We start from the raw sequence: 16368 nt of genomic DNA, 5'->3' as shown, positions 1-16368 counted from the left end.
AATTTATTGCTTTTTATGAATGACAATAAAGAACTTTATATCCATTTTTCCTATCTTTCAGCCTTTTTTAAGAAAAAATTCAGTCCTGTTTAAGTAAAAAACTATATGATAATGCTATTCTAGTGAAAGGATGTGCATGGGATGACTTGTAAGCTGCATTAGCTTCTTGCTTGAAAGAATGAGTCAGAAAAATTTACAAAAGAAAGAAGGAATCGTATTAAATGGATATGGAAAAAATGATTGTTGTAGAAAAAAGTACTAAATGGTGGCTGACGGTTGCGACGGGTGGTGCTCTAGCAGTCGGACTTCTAGGTGGCTATGGTCTTGCGACAGCTATTCACGATACAAACAATCAGCAATCAGCTATTCAACAGACAGCTACTATACCAGGAGCACCGGAGCAGGGACAGAATGGTCAGAATGCAGGAAATGGCATGCCACCGCAGCCAGGTCAGAATGGTCAAAATGGTGGACCAGATAATGGAATGCCACCGCAGGATGGTGGTTCAGGACAAAGCGGTCAAGACCAAGGAATGCCGCCTCAAGACGGCCAGCAGTCGGGTAATGACAAGAGCAAGAATTCTTCTGCTCAGCAAAATGACAACGGGAAGAAAAACAAGAAAAAGTCTTCAACGAACACAAATGAACAATCGGACAAGAATAATAAGTCTACAAAAGAAAATAAAACGTCGCAGTCGTAGAAAAAACTTACTGATTTTGACCCAAGTCATGATATAATAAGAATAGCAAATAAAACAAAAACCAAAAGACGTGATCTTGGTAAGTTTTATTGGAGGAAAGAAAGATGATTAAAATTCTATTGGTAGAAGATGACCTTGGACTGTCAAACTCAGTTTTTGATTTTTTAGATGATTTTGCGGATGTAATGCAGGTTTTTGATGGTGAAGAAGGTCTATATGAAGCAGAAAGCGGTGTTTATGACCTCATCTTGCTGGATCTCATGCTGCCTGAAAAGGACGGTTTCCAAGTGCTGAAAGATCTCCGAGCAAAAGGAGTTACAACACCTGTTCTCATCATGACAGCTAAGGAAAGCTTGGATGACAAAGGACATGGCTTTGAGCTTGGGGCTGATGACTATCTGACAAAACCTTTCTATTTGGAAGAACTGAAAATGCGGATCCAGGCGCTCTTGAAACGCGCTGGCAAGTTCAACGAGAATACTCTTTCTTATGGCGATGTGACGGTCAATCTATCCACAAATTCAACATTGAAAGACGGTAAAGACGTGGAGTTGCTTGGTAAAGAGTTCGACCTCTTGGTTTATTTCCTGCAAAATCAAAATGTAATCTTGCCTAAGACTCAAATTTTTGACCGTCTGTGGGGCTTTGACAGTGATACCACTGTTTCCGTTGTCGAAGTGTACGTTTCAAAGATTCGTAAAAAACTGAAAGGAACGGCATTTGCGAAAAACCTACATACTCTTCGTAGTGTCGGCTACATTTTAAAAGATGCTGAATAAAATCAAGAAGACCTTTTATGCGGATGATTTCTCTTATTTCATTCGCTATTTTGGGTTGTTTACATTAATCTTCTCAGCCATGACCTTGATTATTATTCAGGTTATGCGCTCCAGCCTTTATACGTCAGTTGATGAAAATCTGAAAAACCTGAGTAATGATCCTAGTTCAGTAGCTGATTTGGCCTATCGGACGACAGGTCAGCAGTCTGATCCGAGCAATAAGGTCAATTCTAAAAGTCCTAAAAGCAGTAAAGAGCCAGATGGTGATTCAGATGAAGAGCCTAAGCCTAACAATCTAACTACGCCAAATGTCAGCTCTAATACTTTTGCCCTGCTTTTGGATGATGATTATAAAAATATTTCCACCAGCAAGAGCGATGGTTTTCTGGACTTTAACTCGCTGGAATTTAACAAGTCCTATCTGAATCAAATCAAGGAAATCGTGATTGGTAATAGCTTTGGCCAGACAGAAAGCTATCGGGCTTATCTCTTTGATATTGATCCTAAAAATGAGTATCCTGATATCAAGTATGCTGTGGTCATGACTAGTATCAGCCAGCTGGAGCAGACCAGCAGCAAGCATGAGCAGTTGATTGCCATGGTTATGGTCAGTTTTTGGGGAATTTCCCTGATTGCCAGTATTTACCTTGCTCGGATGAGTGTCAAGCCTCTGCTGGAAAGTATCCAGAAGCAGAAGGCTTTCGTGGAAAATGCCAGCCATGAGCTGCGGACACCTTTGGCTGTTTTGCAGAGCCGCTTAGAAACGCTCTTTCGTAAGCCTGAAGCAACAATCATGCAGAGCAGTGAAAATATCGCTTCTAGCTTGGATGAAGTGCGCAATATGCGCTTGCTGACGACTAATCTGCTCAATCTGGCCCGTCGCGATGATGGCATCAAGCCTCAATATGGTGAAGTTGAACCAGAATTTTTTGATACGACCTTTGCTAATTACTGTATTATCGCAAGGGAGAATAAAAAAGCCTTTCATTCAGAAAATATGATCAAGCACCCTATTGTGACCGATCAAATTTTTCTCAAACAACTGATGACTATTCTATTTGATAATGCTATCAAGTATACAGATGATGATGGCGTAATCAGTGTCATGGCTACTTCGACAGATCGCTACCTTATTTTCCGAGTAGCGGACAATGGCCCTGGTATCAGTGATGAAGATAAGAAGAAGATTTTTGATCGCTTTTATCGGGTGGACAAGGCTCGGACTCGTCAGAAAGGTGGCTTTGGTCTGGGACTTTCTCTGGCCAAGCAGATTGTCGATGCTTTCAAAGGCTCTATTTATGTCAAGGACAACAAACCAAAAGGTACGGTCTTTGAAGTTAAACTGCTATTGAAAGAAACGAAAAAGCGCCCTGTTAAATAGCGGGAGAGGCCTAATATGAACATTTTGGTTTATGGTGCTGGCACAATTGGTTTGACATACGCTTGGTTACTGTCTAATCAGCATCAAGTTACTGTCTTAGTTAGAGAGCATAAGCTGTCGACTTTAGAGCAAGGCTTCACACTTTCTATTAAAGATTTAAGAAAAGATGATCAGGTCTATAAAGAACATCATTTCCAGCCGCCGTTGGTGACGATCATTGATCAAGACTATGACCTGATTCTCTTAACGGTAAATAGTTTGCAACTAGAGCAGGCATTGGATCATTTGGCGGCTATAAAGGAAAAAGCTCATTTACTTATTTTACAGAATAACTGGAATATCAACTCCAAGATTCCTTCTTATTTGGACAGAAAGCAGGTGTCGCTAGCTTTTCCTTCTTCTGTTGGAGGAGGGCGAAAGAGTGATGGTCGGATCCAAGCTATCATTTTCAAAGAAGCTACGTTACTTGATGATGATTCTTACACATCAAAGTTGTCTCCTATCTTCACAGCTAGTGGGATAGGCATTGATGCTATGCCCGACTTGGCTTCTTGGATGAAGGTTCACTGCCTTCAGGAGGCGGTAATGGCAGGTGCAGTTGCAGAAGCGGGGAGTTTTGATGCACTCTTGAAAGATAAAAAAGCAATTCGAAAGATGATTTGCGCTTGGCGAGAAGGTTTAGAACTCTGTCAGCGATATGGCATTCCTAAACATCGTTATAAACCTACTAAATATCTATCCCTGCCCCTATTTCTCTTGGTTCCAGTAATGAAGTTCATGTTGAGTCAGCCTTTGGTTTCCGAAATGGTCACAAATCACATGCATTCAGGCTATGCCGAATGGGTTGATCAATATTTTGAAATCAAAAGAAGTGCTGAGAAAGAAAGCATTCCCATGCCTCAATGGAATTCGTATAGCGACTTCATCGAACAGTTTTTGAAAAACAATTCTTAGCAGGCCTTATTGGCTTGCTTTTTATCTGGTACCTATTTACTTTTTTAAAAATTTAATATAAGTTTTGCCCAAAATAGGGTATAATAATAAACAAGAAAGAATGAGGTGAAATTATGGCATCAAAAATGTTACATACTTGTTTGCGTGTGGAGAATTTGGAAGCGTCTATCGCTTTTTATGCAGAGGCTTTTGGCTTTAAAGAGCTGCGCCGCAAGGATTTTCCAGATTATCAGTTTACTATCGTTTATCTAGGTTTGGAAGGCGATGATTATGAGCTTGAACTGACCTATAACTATGACCATGGTCCTTATGTGATTGGGGACGGTTTTGCTCATGTGGCACTTAGCACGCCAGACTTGGAAGGTCTGCACGCTGAGCACAAGGCCAAAGGCTATGAAGTGACAGATCCAAAGGGTCTTCCTGGCAACCCGCCTAATTATTATTTTGTAAAAGATCCTGATGGCTACAAGGTGGAAGTCATTCGTGAGAAGAGTCTCTAACATCTAGCTGCAGTTAATTTTGCAAGATAAATGATGATTTTTATTCATTTAGGACAGGTGTATGAAAAGACAAAATAACAAGAAACACGTTAAGAAAACATTCATTGTTCTCAGCTTGCTAGGTTTAGCTTTTGTTGCTGCTCTATTTCTGGGTGCTGTAAAGATTTACGCTATTTTCCAAGAAAAGGAACTGCAAGAGAAGGTTAGTGTGCTGATTTCTCAAGAAGAGACCTTCCACGCTGAAAAAACTGAAAAGCAGAATAAGATGATTGGCAGTCACTATGTAGAGTCCTTCTATCCTCTGCTGGATGGTCAGGTTATGGCAAGTGTCAAGGAGCAGATGGACGCAGATAGCCAGACGATTAAGGATAATCAGAAGAAGGGTGATAAGATTGAGGAATTGACCTTCTACTATGCTGAGGAAAAAGAAACGAGCCTGAAGGATGTCAAAGAAGTACTGGTGCATCGAAAGGACTATCATGTTAAAGAGATGAAAATCAGTAAAGGAGAAGAGCGGGAAGTTGCTGACAGCTATCTCGGTCCAGACGGCAGCCCTTTCACTCTGGATAAGCTCTTTCAGGATCCAGATGTAGCTAAGGAAATCTTCATCAACGAGATATCCAGCCAGCTGACCTTTAGACAGGCCGATGAGGCGGTGCAGACAGAAATTCTCAACACCCTCAATGGAACGGAGTTGGGTCAGTGGTCCTTCCGTTATGAGTACAGCCATTTTTCTATTAAGCTGAGTAAGGAAGTGCAAGGCTTAACCAGCATTGACGTTCCTTTATCTAGCTTTTATGACCAGATCAATGCGGACTATCTGACTGGAGATGACTTGGCAGCTTATCAGAGTTTTGAAGCTAAGAAGCATGTGAAGATGGTTGCTCTGACCTTTGATGACGGTCCAGATCCTAAGACAACACCCCAGGCTCTAGATATCCTCAAGAAATATGGTGTCAAGGCGACCTTCTTTATGGTTGGTCAAAACATTGCTGGTAATGAAGCGATCGTCAAGCGCGTGCACAATGAAGGTCATCAGATTGGGATTCATACATGGGACCATCCAGTCTTAACCAAACTTCCTCTGGAGTCGGCCCAAAAAGAAATCCTTGATACCCAGACCGCTATTAACAATGTCATAGGCATCAAGCCAACGATTACGCGGCCTCCTTATGGAGCTATTAATGCTACAATTCAAAATTCGGTTGACCAGTCCTTTATCATGTGGAATGTGGACAGTCTAGACTGGAAGACACGCAATACTAAAGCTATTATGCAAGAGATTGCTAAAACCCAGCCAGGTTCAATTATCCTCATGCATGATATTCACCAGACCAGTATTGACGCTCTGCCAAGTGTCCTCGAGTATCTGAAGAGCAACGGCTATACTCTGGTAACGATCGATGAGCTGCTGGAAGGTCAGCTAGAGCCCCATCGTATTTATTACGGCAGAGACTAAGACGGTCCTTGGGTTTAGATTTTGGAAATCATTGTTGGTAATGAGTAAAAGCAAAAAGCTTTGGAAACATTTGATTTCCAAAGCTTTTTAGCTTAACTCGTTACATAAAGTTCTTGATTTTTTAGTACAATTTCGCGAACGGAAGCGTATTTTTTTAATGTCTTCAGCTCTTCTGGATGGCTGATGAGGGTGATGACGTAGCCTTCCTTGCCCATGCGGCCGGTTCGCCCAGAGCGGTGGGTATAGGTTTCTAAATCGCGTGGAAGATCATAGTTGACGACACATTCTAGCGAGTCAATATCAATGCCGCGAGCAACCAAGTCAGTGGCTAGCAGGAGAGTAATCTGGTGTTCTTTGAACTTATCTAGAATCACCTTGCGGAACTTAACATTGACATCGCTGGCTAGAGAAACCGCGTTGGCTTCACGATACTGGAGTTTTTCCTCGGCGCTTCCTAGGTCTGACAGAGCGTTGAAAAAGACCAGTCCGCGAAAATCTTCAACATTTGATAACTTGCGGAGCAAGTCCACCTTATCACGTTTCTCAACTTGCATGTAAAAATGCTGAATATTGTCCAAAACTTGGTCGTCAATGCTGATTTCTAGGGTATTTTCAGCAATCTTATCGTGGTCGAACTTAGCAGTAGCGCTCATATATATCAGCTGGTGGTCACGAGGCGCATAGTGGGTGATTTTATCTACAAAGTGATACTGAGAATCGCTGAGCAGCTGGTCAAATTCATCCAAAATGATGGTTTCGACATTCATCATCTTGATCTTCTTGAGCTTGATTAATTCGAAAATCCGCCCAGGCGTTCCGATGATAATTTCCGGACCTTTCTTAAGGCGCTCAATCTGTCGCTTCTGGCTGGATCCGGAGAGCAGAAGCTGGGCTGTCAACCCTAAAGGCTCCGCCCAAGTCTTGCAGACCTCAAAAATTTGTCCAGCCAACTCAGTATTAGGAGCTAAAATCAAGAGATGTTGGGCTTTTCTAGGTGTCAGCTTGAGTAGACTAGGAAAGAGATAGGCCAGAGTTTTACCAGTACCAGTCGGACTGATTCCCAGCACCGTATCGCCTGCAGAAATAGGCCCAAACATCTTCTCTTGAATAGCCGTCAAATCTTCAAAGCCAAGCTGAGCCAGCTGATTTTGCCAGCTCGGGGGAAATTGTTCCTTAATCATCATCAACCTCAAATCTAATGCCAGCGTCCTTGCGCATGGCAAATAAGCTTTCATGAACAGCCGCTGCCGCATCTAACCATTTCTCGTAAGCCTCATCCTGTCCGCCCTTGAGCACTCGTGCGAAAGCCTGAGCTTCTTCCAGCATGGTATAGGAAGCACGCTGGATAGGCAGCACCTCTTCTTGACCGTCCAGATTTTGGAAAATAGCAGAGCTGATAAATTCAATCCCGTCTAAAGTCAGAGTTCCCTGATCCGTATAAATCTCTGCTGGCAGATTGCTGTTTATATTTTTACCGGCCTGAATCTGAACTTGAAAATCCGGATAGATGAGACAGCCGGATCCATTTAAATCAATCGTATTAGCTAGCTGCTGGGCGCTATAGCGAGCGAAGCGCGGATGGCCGAAAAGTCTGATAGCCGCATAGACAGGATAGACACCCAGATCCATCAAAGCGCCGCCAGAAAATTTAGCTGAGAAAACGTTGGGCTGCTCTCCTGCAAGCAGAGCCTGCATTTTTGAAGAATACTTGGCATAGGTGAAGTTGGCTCCCAAGACGGTCTTGTCCTTGAGAAAATCACTGATTGTATCAAAGGCCTGCTCATGATAGTTGCGGGCAGCTTCAAAGAGATAGACTTGATGCTCGTCAGCCAGCTTGACCAATTCCCGCCATTCTTTGGGACGAGAAACCGCAGGCTTTTCGACAATGACATGTTTCCGAGCCAGAATAGCTACCTTGGCATGATTAAAGTGCAGACTGTTGGGACTGGCGATATAAACAACATAGATATCGGACGACAGAAAGTCCAGCATTTCAGTATAGACGGCTGTATTTTCATAGTTTTGCACAAAGCGCTCAGCAGAAGCCAGAGTCCGAGAGTAAACAGCTGCCAGCTGATAGTCGCCTGTTGAGTGAGCAGCCTTGATGAACTCATGAGAAATAGAACCTGTTCCGATGATTCCAAGTTTGAGCATAAAAACCTCCTTTTTCTATTTTTAAGCATGTACTTTTTTTATTTTAGCTCTTTCATTATAACATGAATTGCGGTAAAATAGATAAGATAACAAGAGATGGAGCTTATAATGCAAAATAGACCTATTATTATTGGTGTAACTGGTGGTTCCGGAGGGGGAAAGACCAGTGTTTCTCGAGCAATTTTGGCTAATTTTCCAAACGAAAAAATTGCCATGATTGAGCATGACTCCTATTATAAGGATCAGACGCATCTGACTTTTGAGGAGCGGGTGAAAACCAACTATGACCATCCTTTTGCTTTTGACACGGACCTGATGATTGAGCAAATCAAGGAGCTCTTGGCTGGTCGGCCTGTGGATATTCCTACTTATGACTATACGGAGCATACCCGCAGCAAAAAGACCTATCGTCAGGAGCCTCAGGATGTGTTCATCGTTGAGGGGATTTTGGTATTGGAGGATCAACGCCTGCGGGATTTGATGGATATTAAGATCTTTGTGGACACAGATGATGATGTTCGGATTATCCGCCGGATTAAGCGGGACATGGAAGAGCGTGGACGCAGTTTGGATAGTGTTATTGAGCAGTATTTGGGTGTCGTTAAGCCTATGTACCATCAGTTCATCGAGCCGACCAAGCGCTATGCGGATGTCATCATTCCAGAGGGAGCTTCTAATAAGGTGGCTATTGACCTGATTACGACCAAGATTGAAAAAATCCTTAAGGAAGCCAGAGAAGGCTAGCACACGTAGCTTTCTGCTCTGTCATTTGAGGAAATAAAAGTTTGTGAATCTGGCGAATCACAGTAGCTACAAGATTTTGAAATGTAATCTAGCAAGGGGAAGTGGACGGACTGAAATCTATGATTTTCGGAGTCTGGTCACTCCCTTATTTTGTAGGTGATTTATGAAACAATTTGTAAAAAGAGAGTTTCACTCTCGTTCAAAATTTTTTGCCTGCCTCTTGACCTTTTGTGCAGGATTTATCGACGCTTATACCTTCATTGAGAGGGGAGGGACCTTGGTGGCAGGTCAGACGGGAAATGTCGTTTTCCTTTCGGTTGAACTCATCAATCAGGAGACAAGAGGAATCGAAGTGAAATTGGCAACTATGTTGGCCTTTATGCTGGGGATTTTTCTGATGACCGTTTTTCAGCATCATTTTGAGCATTCTTGGCGCAGGCTGTCCAGTGTTTTTCCTTTGATATTGACGACAGTTATCGCTGGATTTTTGCCAGCAAATGTACCTCATCTCTATATCGTGCCGCCACTGGCTTTCTGCATGGGCCTGGTTGCGACGGCTTTTGGCGAGGTGGATGGTATTGTCTATAACAACTCCTTTATGACGGGGAATATCAAGAAAACCATGGTAGCTTTTGGCAACTATGCTCGAAACAAGGAAGGAAAAGATTTGAAAGAAGGCCTTTTCTTTGTTGCCCTATTGGCAAGTTTTGTAGTCGGAGCCATCATCTCTACCTATCTGATTCAGTTTTACCTCTTGAAGACCATCTGGCTTGTTTCCCTGATTCTAACAGCCTTTCTCCTTTTCCGAGGCGTTCAGTATATGAGGAGGTGAAGATGGAATATTCTTAGAAACGAAGTGACTTAAGAAGTGATATTGTGAAATTATAGAAAGAAGTAGAAATATAAGAGAAAATGATGAAAAAAAGCAAAATAGCGACTCTATCTATCGTAGCGCTAATCTCTGCTCTAGTCGTAGGAGGAACGATTCTGACAGTTCAAAATAAAAGTTTGTTTACACATGAAACTAATCAGGAGAAAAAGAAAGAGCAAAATCCGCGTGAAAAGCAGCTTGATTATCTTAAAAATCATGAAGAAGAGTTGGCTGAGTTTGCTAAAGCTTTGAATCCTAAAGTTGAAAGTGTTCAATTTGATTGGGACAGTATGAAAGTCGAAGACACAGGGAATGGCACCCCTCAAGGTGGAGGATATATTCTGACTTTGGATGGCGGAATAAATAATAATAAAGACACTGAATTTACATTGGGAATTCCTTTAAACCACAATTCAAATGAAGTTCCTGATAAGCTAGTTATTTATGAAATGCAGCCGATAAGAATTTTACGAGATGGAGGTTGGTTCTTATATGAGTAACAGTAATTTAAAGAGTTTTGACAATCTTTATGCAGATTTGGCGCAATCAGCCAATTTCTAATTTAACTAGAATACTTTTCAAAAGTATTTTTTTAATGCATTCATGATATAATAATAGTAACTTCTATTCACAAGGAGGACAAATAATGAAAAAAAGCAAAATAGCTATTCTATCAATCGTAGCGCTAACTGCTACTCTAGTCATAGGAGGGACGATTATGACAGTTCAAAACAAAAGTTTATTCACAGATGGTATTTTTGATTTTCGGAGTTCAAAAGAAAAGCAGTTGGCTTATTTGAAAGAGCATGAAGAAGAGATTAAGGAGTTTGTAAAATCTCAAAATTCAAAGATAGAATCGGTTCAAATTGATTGGGAACAAACACAATGGGATCAGATAGGGAATGGAACACCCCAAGGTGGAGGTGATATTGTTCAGGTTTATGGAGGCTTTAATAATATAGAAAAATCAAGCTGGAGTGTTGTAATTGAGATTGAAAATGGAAAAGTTTTAATTGATACTATTGGAATAGTTAGCCCTTTAAGTATAGGAGGTGATTTGTTTGAGTAACAGCAATTTAAAAACATTTGATAATTTTTATGCAGATTTAGCGCAGTCTTCTTATAGGGGACGTCCAAACCTTTTCCCTTATGAGAGGTTGCCTAAGCATAGAAAAGAAATATTAGATTCGGGGGGATCAATCTCATTTGATTTTTCCCAAGATGTTGTTTATAAGAAAGAAATCACCTCTGGAGGTAAGAATCTCGATAATGATGGCAAAGTTTACCTGCAGCCAGATCCAGATCTTCACACAGAAAGAATTATTGATTACCCTTATTTGGATGATGACAATGAATTTATCAAAGATTTTAAGTCAAAATTGGGAATTGGAGATTATCAAAAAGGATTGATGACTGATGAATTAGCTGGATTTAATTCTTATTTTCTGACCGATACGCCGACCTTGGAAAAGAATACAAAGAAAACTTATATGCCTATTCGAGGCAGTGATGGATTTAACATAGATAAATTATCGGAGCTTGGTATTAAAGGGCTGAATCTAAATGATTGGGTAGCTAATGATGGTCAATTTGCTATCAATCATATCCATATTCCACAAGCTCCTTTGGCAACCGAGGCCATGAAAACTCGTATTCAAGAAATGAGAGAGAAAGCGCCTAATGCAACAATGGATCTTACTGCACACTCGCTAGGAACCATGGTGACGGTTCAAGGTATTGCTGGATTGAGCAGTAAAGATATAAATAAGATTGGAAGAGTAGTCCTGTTCGACGGACCAGATACAACAAAGAGCTTAAAGAAAATGGGACTCAGTGATGAGAAAATCAAAAAAATCAGCGAAAAAATAGAGTATTATGTCAATCCCTTTGATATGGTGAGTATGCTCAATCGGGAACATACTATCGCTCATCTACCTGGTGATTCCAATGAACCACTTAAAAAGCCAGTTGGTAAAGTCAATATTGTGGTTCCCTTATACTATACCCAGAGTTTCGATTCGGAGAGTGCCCATGATTTTGGTGTTTTTCAGGGAGACGGTAAAGGTTCTTTTTTGACCGCTTCTGCTGATTATCATCCAGAACTGCTGAGAGCGGGTGAAAAGCTAGCTCGTCTAATTGCTAAAACTCTGGATGCTCTTCGAAAACTGGGAGTTGATGAAGAAACCGCTTCAAATATATTCAATTCTCTAATGAAAGGAGATCTTCCTGATAGGGCTGTTTTGGGGTATGCCTTCTATCATCAATTTGAGACAGAATACAAGGAAATTATTAGGGTTGCTCGCTTGGAATCTATGGCTTGGGATCGTGAAGCTATTACTCGCTATCAGGAACAGTTGGGAAATGGCAATCTTACAGGAGAAGATAGAATTTTGGTTCGTGCTCGTCTCCTTCAGACTGCAGCACAGCTGGCTATCTTTGAAATGGAAGATAAAGTTAAGCATGTTCAAACCTTATTGTCGGATGCCAAAGAATTTGTCCAAAATACAGTAAAGGATACGAGTACAGAGGCGATGGGAATGGTGACCTATCTGAGTGGTACAGAGGTAGCGAGTTTATTGGCTGATTTTAATGTTTCTCGTTTTTGGGATGATACGATTGAAAGCAACACAGAGACATCTGCAAAAGGCTTTATGACAGAGATTGAACAGTTGGGAATGACTTTGGTTAGAGCTAGTGGAGATTTTGCAGCAGTCGATACTCAGCAAGCTGAGGATTTCAATAATCTCTTGGCAGATGTAAAAGGAACATGGAGGGGTAAGAATGGTTCTGATAGTAAATGATGATGCCCTCATAACTAAAACGGAGTTGGCAAAACAGTTTAAAGAAAAGATGAAAGAGCAGGAGCGGCAAGCTATCAAGGCTTTGATAGCAGCCAAAGAGCAGCTTATTCTTGCTAAAGGAGCGGAGTTAGCAACTCAGCTACAGGCGGTGGCTTTGGATATGAAAAATTATGCGTCTACTAACTATGTTAAAAACATTCAGGGTGGATTTGAAGGTAAGGCAGCGCAAGCTGCTGAAACTCATCTAACTCAGACGATGCAGACCCCTTCTTTGGATAGCCCGATTAAGGGATAGGTGATGAGGCAATGCTGGATAAAAAGAAGCTTCAGGAACTGGAAGATGAACATGCTCTAAAAATGCGTGAGTTTGAGCGAGTAGAGACAGACTTAGATACATACTATCATAAGTTTGACAGAGAGACGAACAAACTCTTAGAGGCGATTTCTTATGCATGTAGAGAGGTTCCTTTGACAGCAGCTCAACCTTATATTTTTCAAATAGAGGATAATCTGGATCAATACCATCAGCAATACAAAAAATGCATAGACGATGTTCTAGAAGCTCGCTATCAGGAGAACAGACGCTTTCAGAATAAGCTGGATGAAGTGAGTAAATAAACTATGTTACGATTCCTGAAAAAATAGAAGAAGTGAGACTTACCTTACTTCTTTTTTCTCGTATTTACAGTTTTAAATCCCCCAAAATAATCCAGCATATTAAAAATTTTCAGAAAATATCGACTTTTTCTTGACAGGTTTATGATACTGTGTTAAAATACTAAACAATAAGAAACCATCTCAAAAAGGAGTTAGTCAAACATGAAGTCAACCCAATCTTCAAACTTTGCTTTGTTGTTGCGTTACTCGGGCTAGTGCAAAAGCATTAGTCCTGTTTGGCTTACCAAGCGGGAGTAAATCAACATCTCGCTTGTTCCTCAAGTGAGATGTTTTTTATTTCACCTATCTTACCTCAAATTCTGATGAGGAAGAAATGGTTTCTAAAGGAACGACGGGAGTGGGGCTACATCTTGATTTTTCTGAAATCAATTTGTCTCATACTGTCTCAGTCATTGAACATGACCTAGAAGTTGGGAAAGAGTTTTTCCTAAATGGTCTATGTATTTTAGAAAAGGAGTTGTCTATGACACGCAAAGTTGAGTTTTTTGATACCAGCCTCCGGGATGGTGAGCAGACACCAGGAGTGAATTTCTCTATCAAGGAAAAGGTTGCTATTGCCAAGCAGTTAGAGAAGTGGGGGATTTCAGTCGTTGAAGCCGGTTTTCCAGCTGCGAGTCCAGATTCATTTGCGGCGGTGCAGGAGATTGCTAAAGTCATTACAAAAGCTTCTGTTACTGGTCTGGCGCGTTCAGTCAAATCCGATATTGATGCCTGCTATGAAGCGCTCAAGGATGCCAAGCATCCACAGATTCATGTCTTCATTGCGACCAGTCCTATTCACAGAGAGTTTAAGCTGAAAAAGTCTAAGGAAGAGATTTTAGAAGCTGTGAAAGAGCATGTCTCCTACGCGCGCTCCAAGTTCGATATAGTCGAGTTTTCACCAGAGGATGCGACACGAACAGAGCTGGATTTCCTTTTTCAGGTGGTACAAACAGCAGTTGATGCAGGTGCGACTTATATCAATATTCCAGATACAGTCGGCTTTACTACTCCGGAAGAGTTTGCAAATATTTTCGACTACCTAGTGGCAAATGTGACTTCTGATCATAAGGTTGTATTTGGTGTTCATTGTCATGATGACCTTGGCATGGCAACGGCCAATACTTTGACGGCTATCAAGCACGGTGCTGGTCGTGTTCAGGGAACTATCAATGGAATCGGTGAGCGGGCTGGAAATGTAGCATTGGAAGAAGTAGCAGTTGCCTTAGAGATTCGTCAGGACTATTACCAAGTTGAGACAGATATTGTCCTTAATGAAACCATCAACACTTCTGAGCTGGTGTCCCGCTTCTCAGGTATTCCAGTGCCTAAGAATAAGGCGGTCGTTGGTGGCAATGCCTTCTCTCATGAGTCCGGTATCCATCAGGATGGTGTTCTTAAGAATCCACTGACCTATGAAATCATCACACCTGAGCTGGTTGGAGTCAAGAGCAATTCACTGCCGCTTGGCAAACTGTCTGGCCGTCATGCTTTTGTCGAAAAACTCAAAGAACTGGCTCTGGACTTTGCGGAATCTGAAATCAATGATCTCTTTGCTAAGTTTAAGGTCTTGGCTGATAAGAAAAATGAAGTCACTGACGCTGATATTCGGGCTTTGATTGCCGGAACGACGGTCGAAAATCCTGAAGGCTTCCACTTTGATGATCTGCAGCTGACGACCAATGATGACCATACCATCACAGCAGATGTGCAGCTAGTTAATGGAGATGGTGAAACGGTTAGCTGTGTGGCGGAAGGCAAGGGAAGCGTCGAAGCCATCTTTAATGCCATTGACCAATTCTTTAACCAGTCTGTCCAGCTTTTGTCTTATAACATCGAAGCGGTAACGGACGGTATTGACTCTCAGGCTCGCGTCTTGGTAGCTGTTGAAAATACGGATACAGATACAATTTTCAACTCCTCTGGTATTGACTTTGATGTTCTTAAGGCCAGCGCCATTGCCTATATCCATGCTAATACCTTTGTGCAAAAGGAAAATGCTGGTGAAATCGGCCATCAGATATCCTACCGCGATCTGCCTGCAAATAATTAGAAGGAAGCGACTATGACAAGAGAAATTGTAGCACTGGCGGGTGATGGTATCGGCCCAGAAATCATGGAAGCGGGTCTCCAAGTTCTAGCTGCTGTTGCGGATAAGTTTGGCTTTACTTACCATGTCACAGAGAAGGCTTTTGGTGGTGCTGGTATTGATGCGGAAGGTCATCCTCTGCCTCAGTCAACTCTAGAAGCGGCCAAGGAGGCGGATGCTATTCTCCTAGCAGCTATCGGCAGTCCCCAGTATGATAATGCACCGGTTCGTCCTGAGCAAGGCTTGCTCGCTCTGCGTAAGGAGCTTGAACTTTATGCTAATATTCGGCCGGTTAAGATTTTTGATGCTCTTAAGCATTTGTCGCCTTTGAAGGCAGAGCGTATTGCTGGTGTAGACTTCGTGGTCGTGCGTGAGCTGACTGGTGGGATTTACTTTGGCGAGCATATTTTAGAGGACAGATCTGCGCGGGATATCAACGACTACAGCTATGAAGAGGTGGAGCGGATTGTCCGTAAGGCCTTTGACATTGCACGTGGTCGCAGAAAGCGTGTGACTAGTATTGACAAGCAAAATGTACTAGCGACATCCAAACTCTGGCGCAGAGTAGCAGATGAGGTGGCCAAGGATTATCCAGATGTGACCTTAGAGCACCAACTGGTGGACAGCGCTGCGATGCTCATGATTACCAATCCTGCTAAGTTTGACGTTGTTGTAACGGAAAATCTCTTTGGGGATATTCTCTCAGATGAGTCCAGTGTCTTGTCAGGAACGCTGGGAGTTATGCCATCAGCTAGTCATTCGGCTACTGGACCAAGTCTTTATGAGCCTATTCACGGCTCGGCTCCAGATATTGCAGGGCAAGGCATTGCCAACCCAATTAGTATGATCCTTTCTGTAGCAATGATGCTACGGGATAGTTTTGCAGAGCTTGAAGCTGCAGAAGCGATTGAAGCAGCAGTGGAGAAGACTTTGGCTCAAGGTATCTTAACCCGAGATCTTGGTGGTCAGGCAGGGACAGCTCAAATGATGGAGGCAATTATTAATAATTTATGAAATGGATATTAACAGGTATTTGCCTGCTATGGAACCTTGTCGTTTTCCTGCTGTATGGCTGGGATAAGCGAAAGGCTAAGAAAAATCACTATCGCATTCCAGAGAAGACTTTGCTCTTGTCAGCATTGGCAGCCGGAGGTTTGGGCGCTTTATTAGGCGGCCGCCTCTTTCATCACAAGACCAGAAAATGGTATTTCTGGTTGGCTTGGATTTGCGGAATAATAGTGGAAATCGGAATTTTATATTACATATGGAGAAGCTAGT

Annotated in this window: 18 protein-coding genes; 16 read left to right on the top strand and 2 right to left on the bottom strand. The window is 42.0% G+C overall.

Going from position 1 to position 16368, the window contains the following annotated elements; translation table 11 throughout:
- Positions 1-221 precede the first annotated feature (221 nt).
- From FOC72_RS05625 to FOC72_RS05600, 6 genes are all read left to right on the top strand, one after another.
- Entirely contained in the window at positions 222-701 is a 480-nt protein-coding gene (locus tag FOC72_RS05625) for a hypothetical protein (protein WP_002895756.1), read from the top strand.
- 104 nt (positions 702-805) lie between these two features.
- Positions 806-1480 carry a response regulator transcription factor gene (locus FOC72_RS05620; RefSeq protein WP_002895755.1) on the top strand — a complete coding sequence of 225 codons (675 nt, stop codon included), beginning with the start codon at positions 806-808 and terminating at the stop codon, positions 1478-1480.
- Positions 1470-2861, top strand: coding sequence for a sensor histidine kinase (locus tag FOC72_RS05615; RefSeq protein ID WP_002895754.1), 1392 nt, complete (start codon positions 1470-1472; stop codon positions 2859-2861). Before FOC72_RS05620 ends, FOC72_RS05615 begins: the two co-directional genes overlap by 11 nt.
- Before the next feature lie 15 nt (positions 2862-2876).
- Positions 2877-3815, top strand: coding sequence for a ketopantoate reductase family protein (locus tag FOC72_RS05610; RefSeq protein WP_002895751.1), 939 nt, complete (start codon positions 2877-2879; stop codon positions 3813-3815).
- Positions 3816-3928: 113 nt separating this feature from the next.
- Entirely contained in the window at positions 3929-4315 is a 387-nt protein-coding gene (gene gloA / locus FOC72_RS05605; protein WP_002895748.1) for a lactoylglutathione lyase, read from the top strand.
- Between the two features lie 61 nt (positions 4316-4376).
- Positions 4377-5774 carry a polysaccharide deacetylase family protein gene (locus tag FOC72_RS05600; protein WP_002895744.1) on the top strand — a complete coding sequence of 466 codons (1398 nt, stop codon included), beginning with the start codon at positions 4377-4379 and terminating at the stop codon, positions 5772-5774.
- Between the two features lie 92 nt (positions 5775-5866).
- Here the strand turns inward: FOC72_RS05600 and FOC72_RS05595 are convergent, their stop codons facing one another.
- Both FOC72_RS05595 and FOC72_RS05590 read right to left on the bottom strand, forming a co-directional pair.
- Positions 5867-6958, bottom strand: a complete 1092-nt coding sequence (locus FOC72_RS05595; RefSeq protein ID WP_002895743.1) for a DEAD/DEAH box helicase — start codon at positions 6956-6958, stop codon at positions 5867-5869.
- The gene (locus FOC72_RS05590; protein ID WP_002895742.1) at positions 6948-7928 is read right to left on the bottom strand and encodes a Gfo/Idh/MocA family protein; all 981 of its coding nucleotides are present in this window, start codon (positions 7926-7928) and stop codon (positions 6948-6950) included. The genes FOC72_RS05595 and FOC72_RS05590 overlap by 11 nt, the downstream gene beginning before the upstream one ends.
- 108 nt (positions 7929-8036) lie before the next feature.
- Between FOC72_RS05590 and udk the strand changes: the two genes are divergently transcribed.
- From udk to FOC72_RS05540, 10 genes are all read left to right on the top strand, one after another.
- On the top strand, positions 8037-8672 hold the full coding sequence (gene udk / locus FOC72_RS05585; RefSeq protein ID WP_009660533.1) for a uridine kinase: 636 nt from the start codon (positions 8037-8039) through the stop codon (positions 8670-8672).
- Between the two features lie 163 nt (positions 8673-8835).
- Positions 8836-9504 carry a YoaK family protein gene (locus FOC72_RS05580; protein WP_002895737.1) on the top strand — a complete coding sequence of 223 codons (669 nt, stop codon included), beginning with the start codon at positions 8836-8838 and terminating at the stop codon, positions 9502-9504.
- Between the two features lie 80 nt (positions 9505-9584).
- Positions 9585-10043 carry a hypothetical protein gene (locus FOC72_RS05575; RefSeq protein WP_002895735.1) on the top strand — a complete coding sequence of 153 codons (459 nt, stop codon included), beginning with the start codon at positions 9585-9587 and terminating at the stop codon, positions 10041-10043.
- Positions 10044-10189: 146 nt separating this feature from the next.
- Complete coding sequence (locus FOC72_RS05570) at positions 10190-10612, top strand: hypothetical protein (RefSeq protein ID WP_002895733.1); 423 nt, start codon at positions 10190-10192, stop codon at positions 10610-10612.
- The gene (locus FOC72_RS05565) at positions 10605-12344 is read left to right on the top strand and encodes a cutinase family protein (protein ID WP_002895731.1); all 1740 of its coding nucleotides are present in this window, start codon (positions 10605-10607) and stop codon (positions 12342-12344) included. Before FOC72_RS05570 ends, FOC72_RS05565 begins: the two co-directional genes overlap by 8 nt.
- Positions 12325-12639: a hypothetical protein gene (locus tag FOC72_RS05560; RefSeq protein WP_002895729.1), complete on the top strand. Its 315-nt coding sequence runs from the start codon at positions 12325-12327 to the stop codon at positions 12637-12639. Before FOC72_RS05565 ends, FOC72_RS05560 begins: the two co-directional genes overlap by 20 nt.
- 11 nt (positions 12640-12650) lie before the next feature.
- On the top strand, positions 12651-12962 hold the full coding sequence (locus FOC72_RS05555) for a hypothetical protein (RefSeq protein ID WP_002895727.1): 312 nt from the start codon (positions 12651-12653) through the stop codon (positions 12960-12962).
- Between the two features lie 523 nt (positions 12963-13485).
- A complete protein-coding gene (locus FOC72_RS05550; protein ID WP_032914313.1) occupies positions 13486-15054 on the top strand; it encodes a 2-isopropylmalate synthase in 1569 nt (522 codons plus the stop codon).
- Positions 15055-15066: 12 nt separating this feature from the next.
- Positions 15067-16104, top strand: coding sequence for a 3-isopropylmalate dehydrogenase (leuB, locus tag FOC72_RS05545; RefSeq protein WP_002895725.1), 1038 nt, complete (start codon positions 15067-15069; stop codon positions 16102-16104).
- Positions 16101-16367, top strand: a complete 267-nt coding sequence (locus FOC72_RS05540; RefSeq protein ID WP_002895724.1) for a DUF1294 domain-containing protein — start codon at positions 16101-16103, stop codon at positions 16365-16367. Before leuB ends, FOC72_RS05540 begins: the two co-directional genes overlap by 4 nt.
- The last annotated feature ends 1 nt before the right edge of the window (position 16368 follow it).

It is taken from the genome of Streptococcus sanguinis (assembly GCF_013343115.1).
Classification (GTDB): Bacteria; Bacillota; Bacilli; order Lactobacillales; family Streptococcaceae; genus Streptococcus; species Streptococcus sanguinis_H.
Note: the sequence above shows the minus strand (reverse complement) of the source record. Positions and strands in the feature narration are given on the sequence as shown.

Coding starts and splice junctions, on each gene's coding strand:
- FOC72_RS05625 (WP_002895756.1), top strand. CDS start 222: ATGGATATGGAAAAAATGATTGTTGTAGAAAAAAGTACTAAATGGTGG.
- FOC72_RS05620 (WP_002895755.1), top strand. CDS start 806: ATGATTAAAATTCTATTGGTAGAAGATGACCTTGGACTGTCAAACTCA.
- FOC72_RS05615 (WP_002895754.1), top strand. CDS start 1,470: ATGCTGAATAAAATCAAGAAGACCTTTTATGCGGATGATTTCTCTTAT.
- FOC72_RS05610 (WP_002895751.1), top strand. CDS start 2,877: ATGAACATTTTGGTTTATGGTGCTGGCACAATTGGTTTGACATACGCT.
- gloA (WP_002895748.1), top strand. CDS start 3,929: ATGGCATCAAAAATGTTACATACTTGTTTGCGTGTGGAGAATTTGGAA.
- FOC72_RS05600 (WP_002895744.1), top strand. CDS start 4,377: ATGAAAAGACAAAATAACAAGAAACACGTTAAGAAAACATTCATTGTT.
- FOC72_RS05595 (WP_002895743.1), bottom strand. CDS start 6,958: ATGATGATTAAGGAACAATTTCCCCCGAGCTGGCAAAATCAGCTGGCT.
- FOC72_RS05590 (WP_002895742.1), bottom strand. CDS start 7,928: ATGCTCAAACTTGGAATCATCGGAACAGGTTCTATTTCTCATGAGTTC.
- udk (WP_009660533.1), top strand. CDS start 8,037: ATGCAAAATAGACCTATTATTATTGGTGTAACTGGTGGTTCCGGAGGG.
- FOC72_RS05580 (WP_002895737.1), top strand. CDS start 8,836: ATGAAACAATTTGTAAAAAGAGAGTTTCACTCTCGTTCAAAATTTTTT.
- FOC72_RS05575 (WP_002895735.1), top strand. CDS start 9,585: ATGATGAAAAAAAGCAAAATAGCGACTCTATCTATCGTAGCGCTAATC.
- FOC72_RS05570 (WP_002895733.1), top strand. CDS start 10,190: ATGAAAAAAAGCAAAATAGCTATTCTATCAATCGTAGCGCTAACTGCT.
- FOC72_RS05560 (WP_002895729.1), top strand. CDS start 12,325: ATGGTTCTGATAGTAAATGATGATGCCCTCATAACTAAAACGGAGTTG.
- FOC72_RS05555 (WP_002895727.1), top strand. CDS start 12,651: ATGCTGGATAAAAAGAAGCTTCAGGAACTGGAAGATGAACATGCTCTA.
- FOC72_RS05550 (WP_032914313.1), top strand. CDS start 13,486: ATGACACGCAAAGTTGAGTTTTTTGATACCAGCCTCCGGGATGGTGAG.
- leuB (WP_002895725.1), top strand. CDS start 15,067: ATGACAAGAGAAATTGTAGCACTGGCGGGTGATGGTATCGGCCCAGAA.
- FOC72_RS05540 (WP_002895724.1), top strand. CDS start 16,101: ATGAAATGGATATTAACAGGTATTTGCCTGCTATGGAACCTTGTCGTT.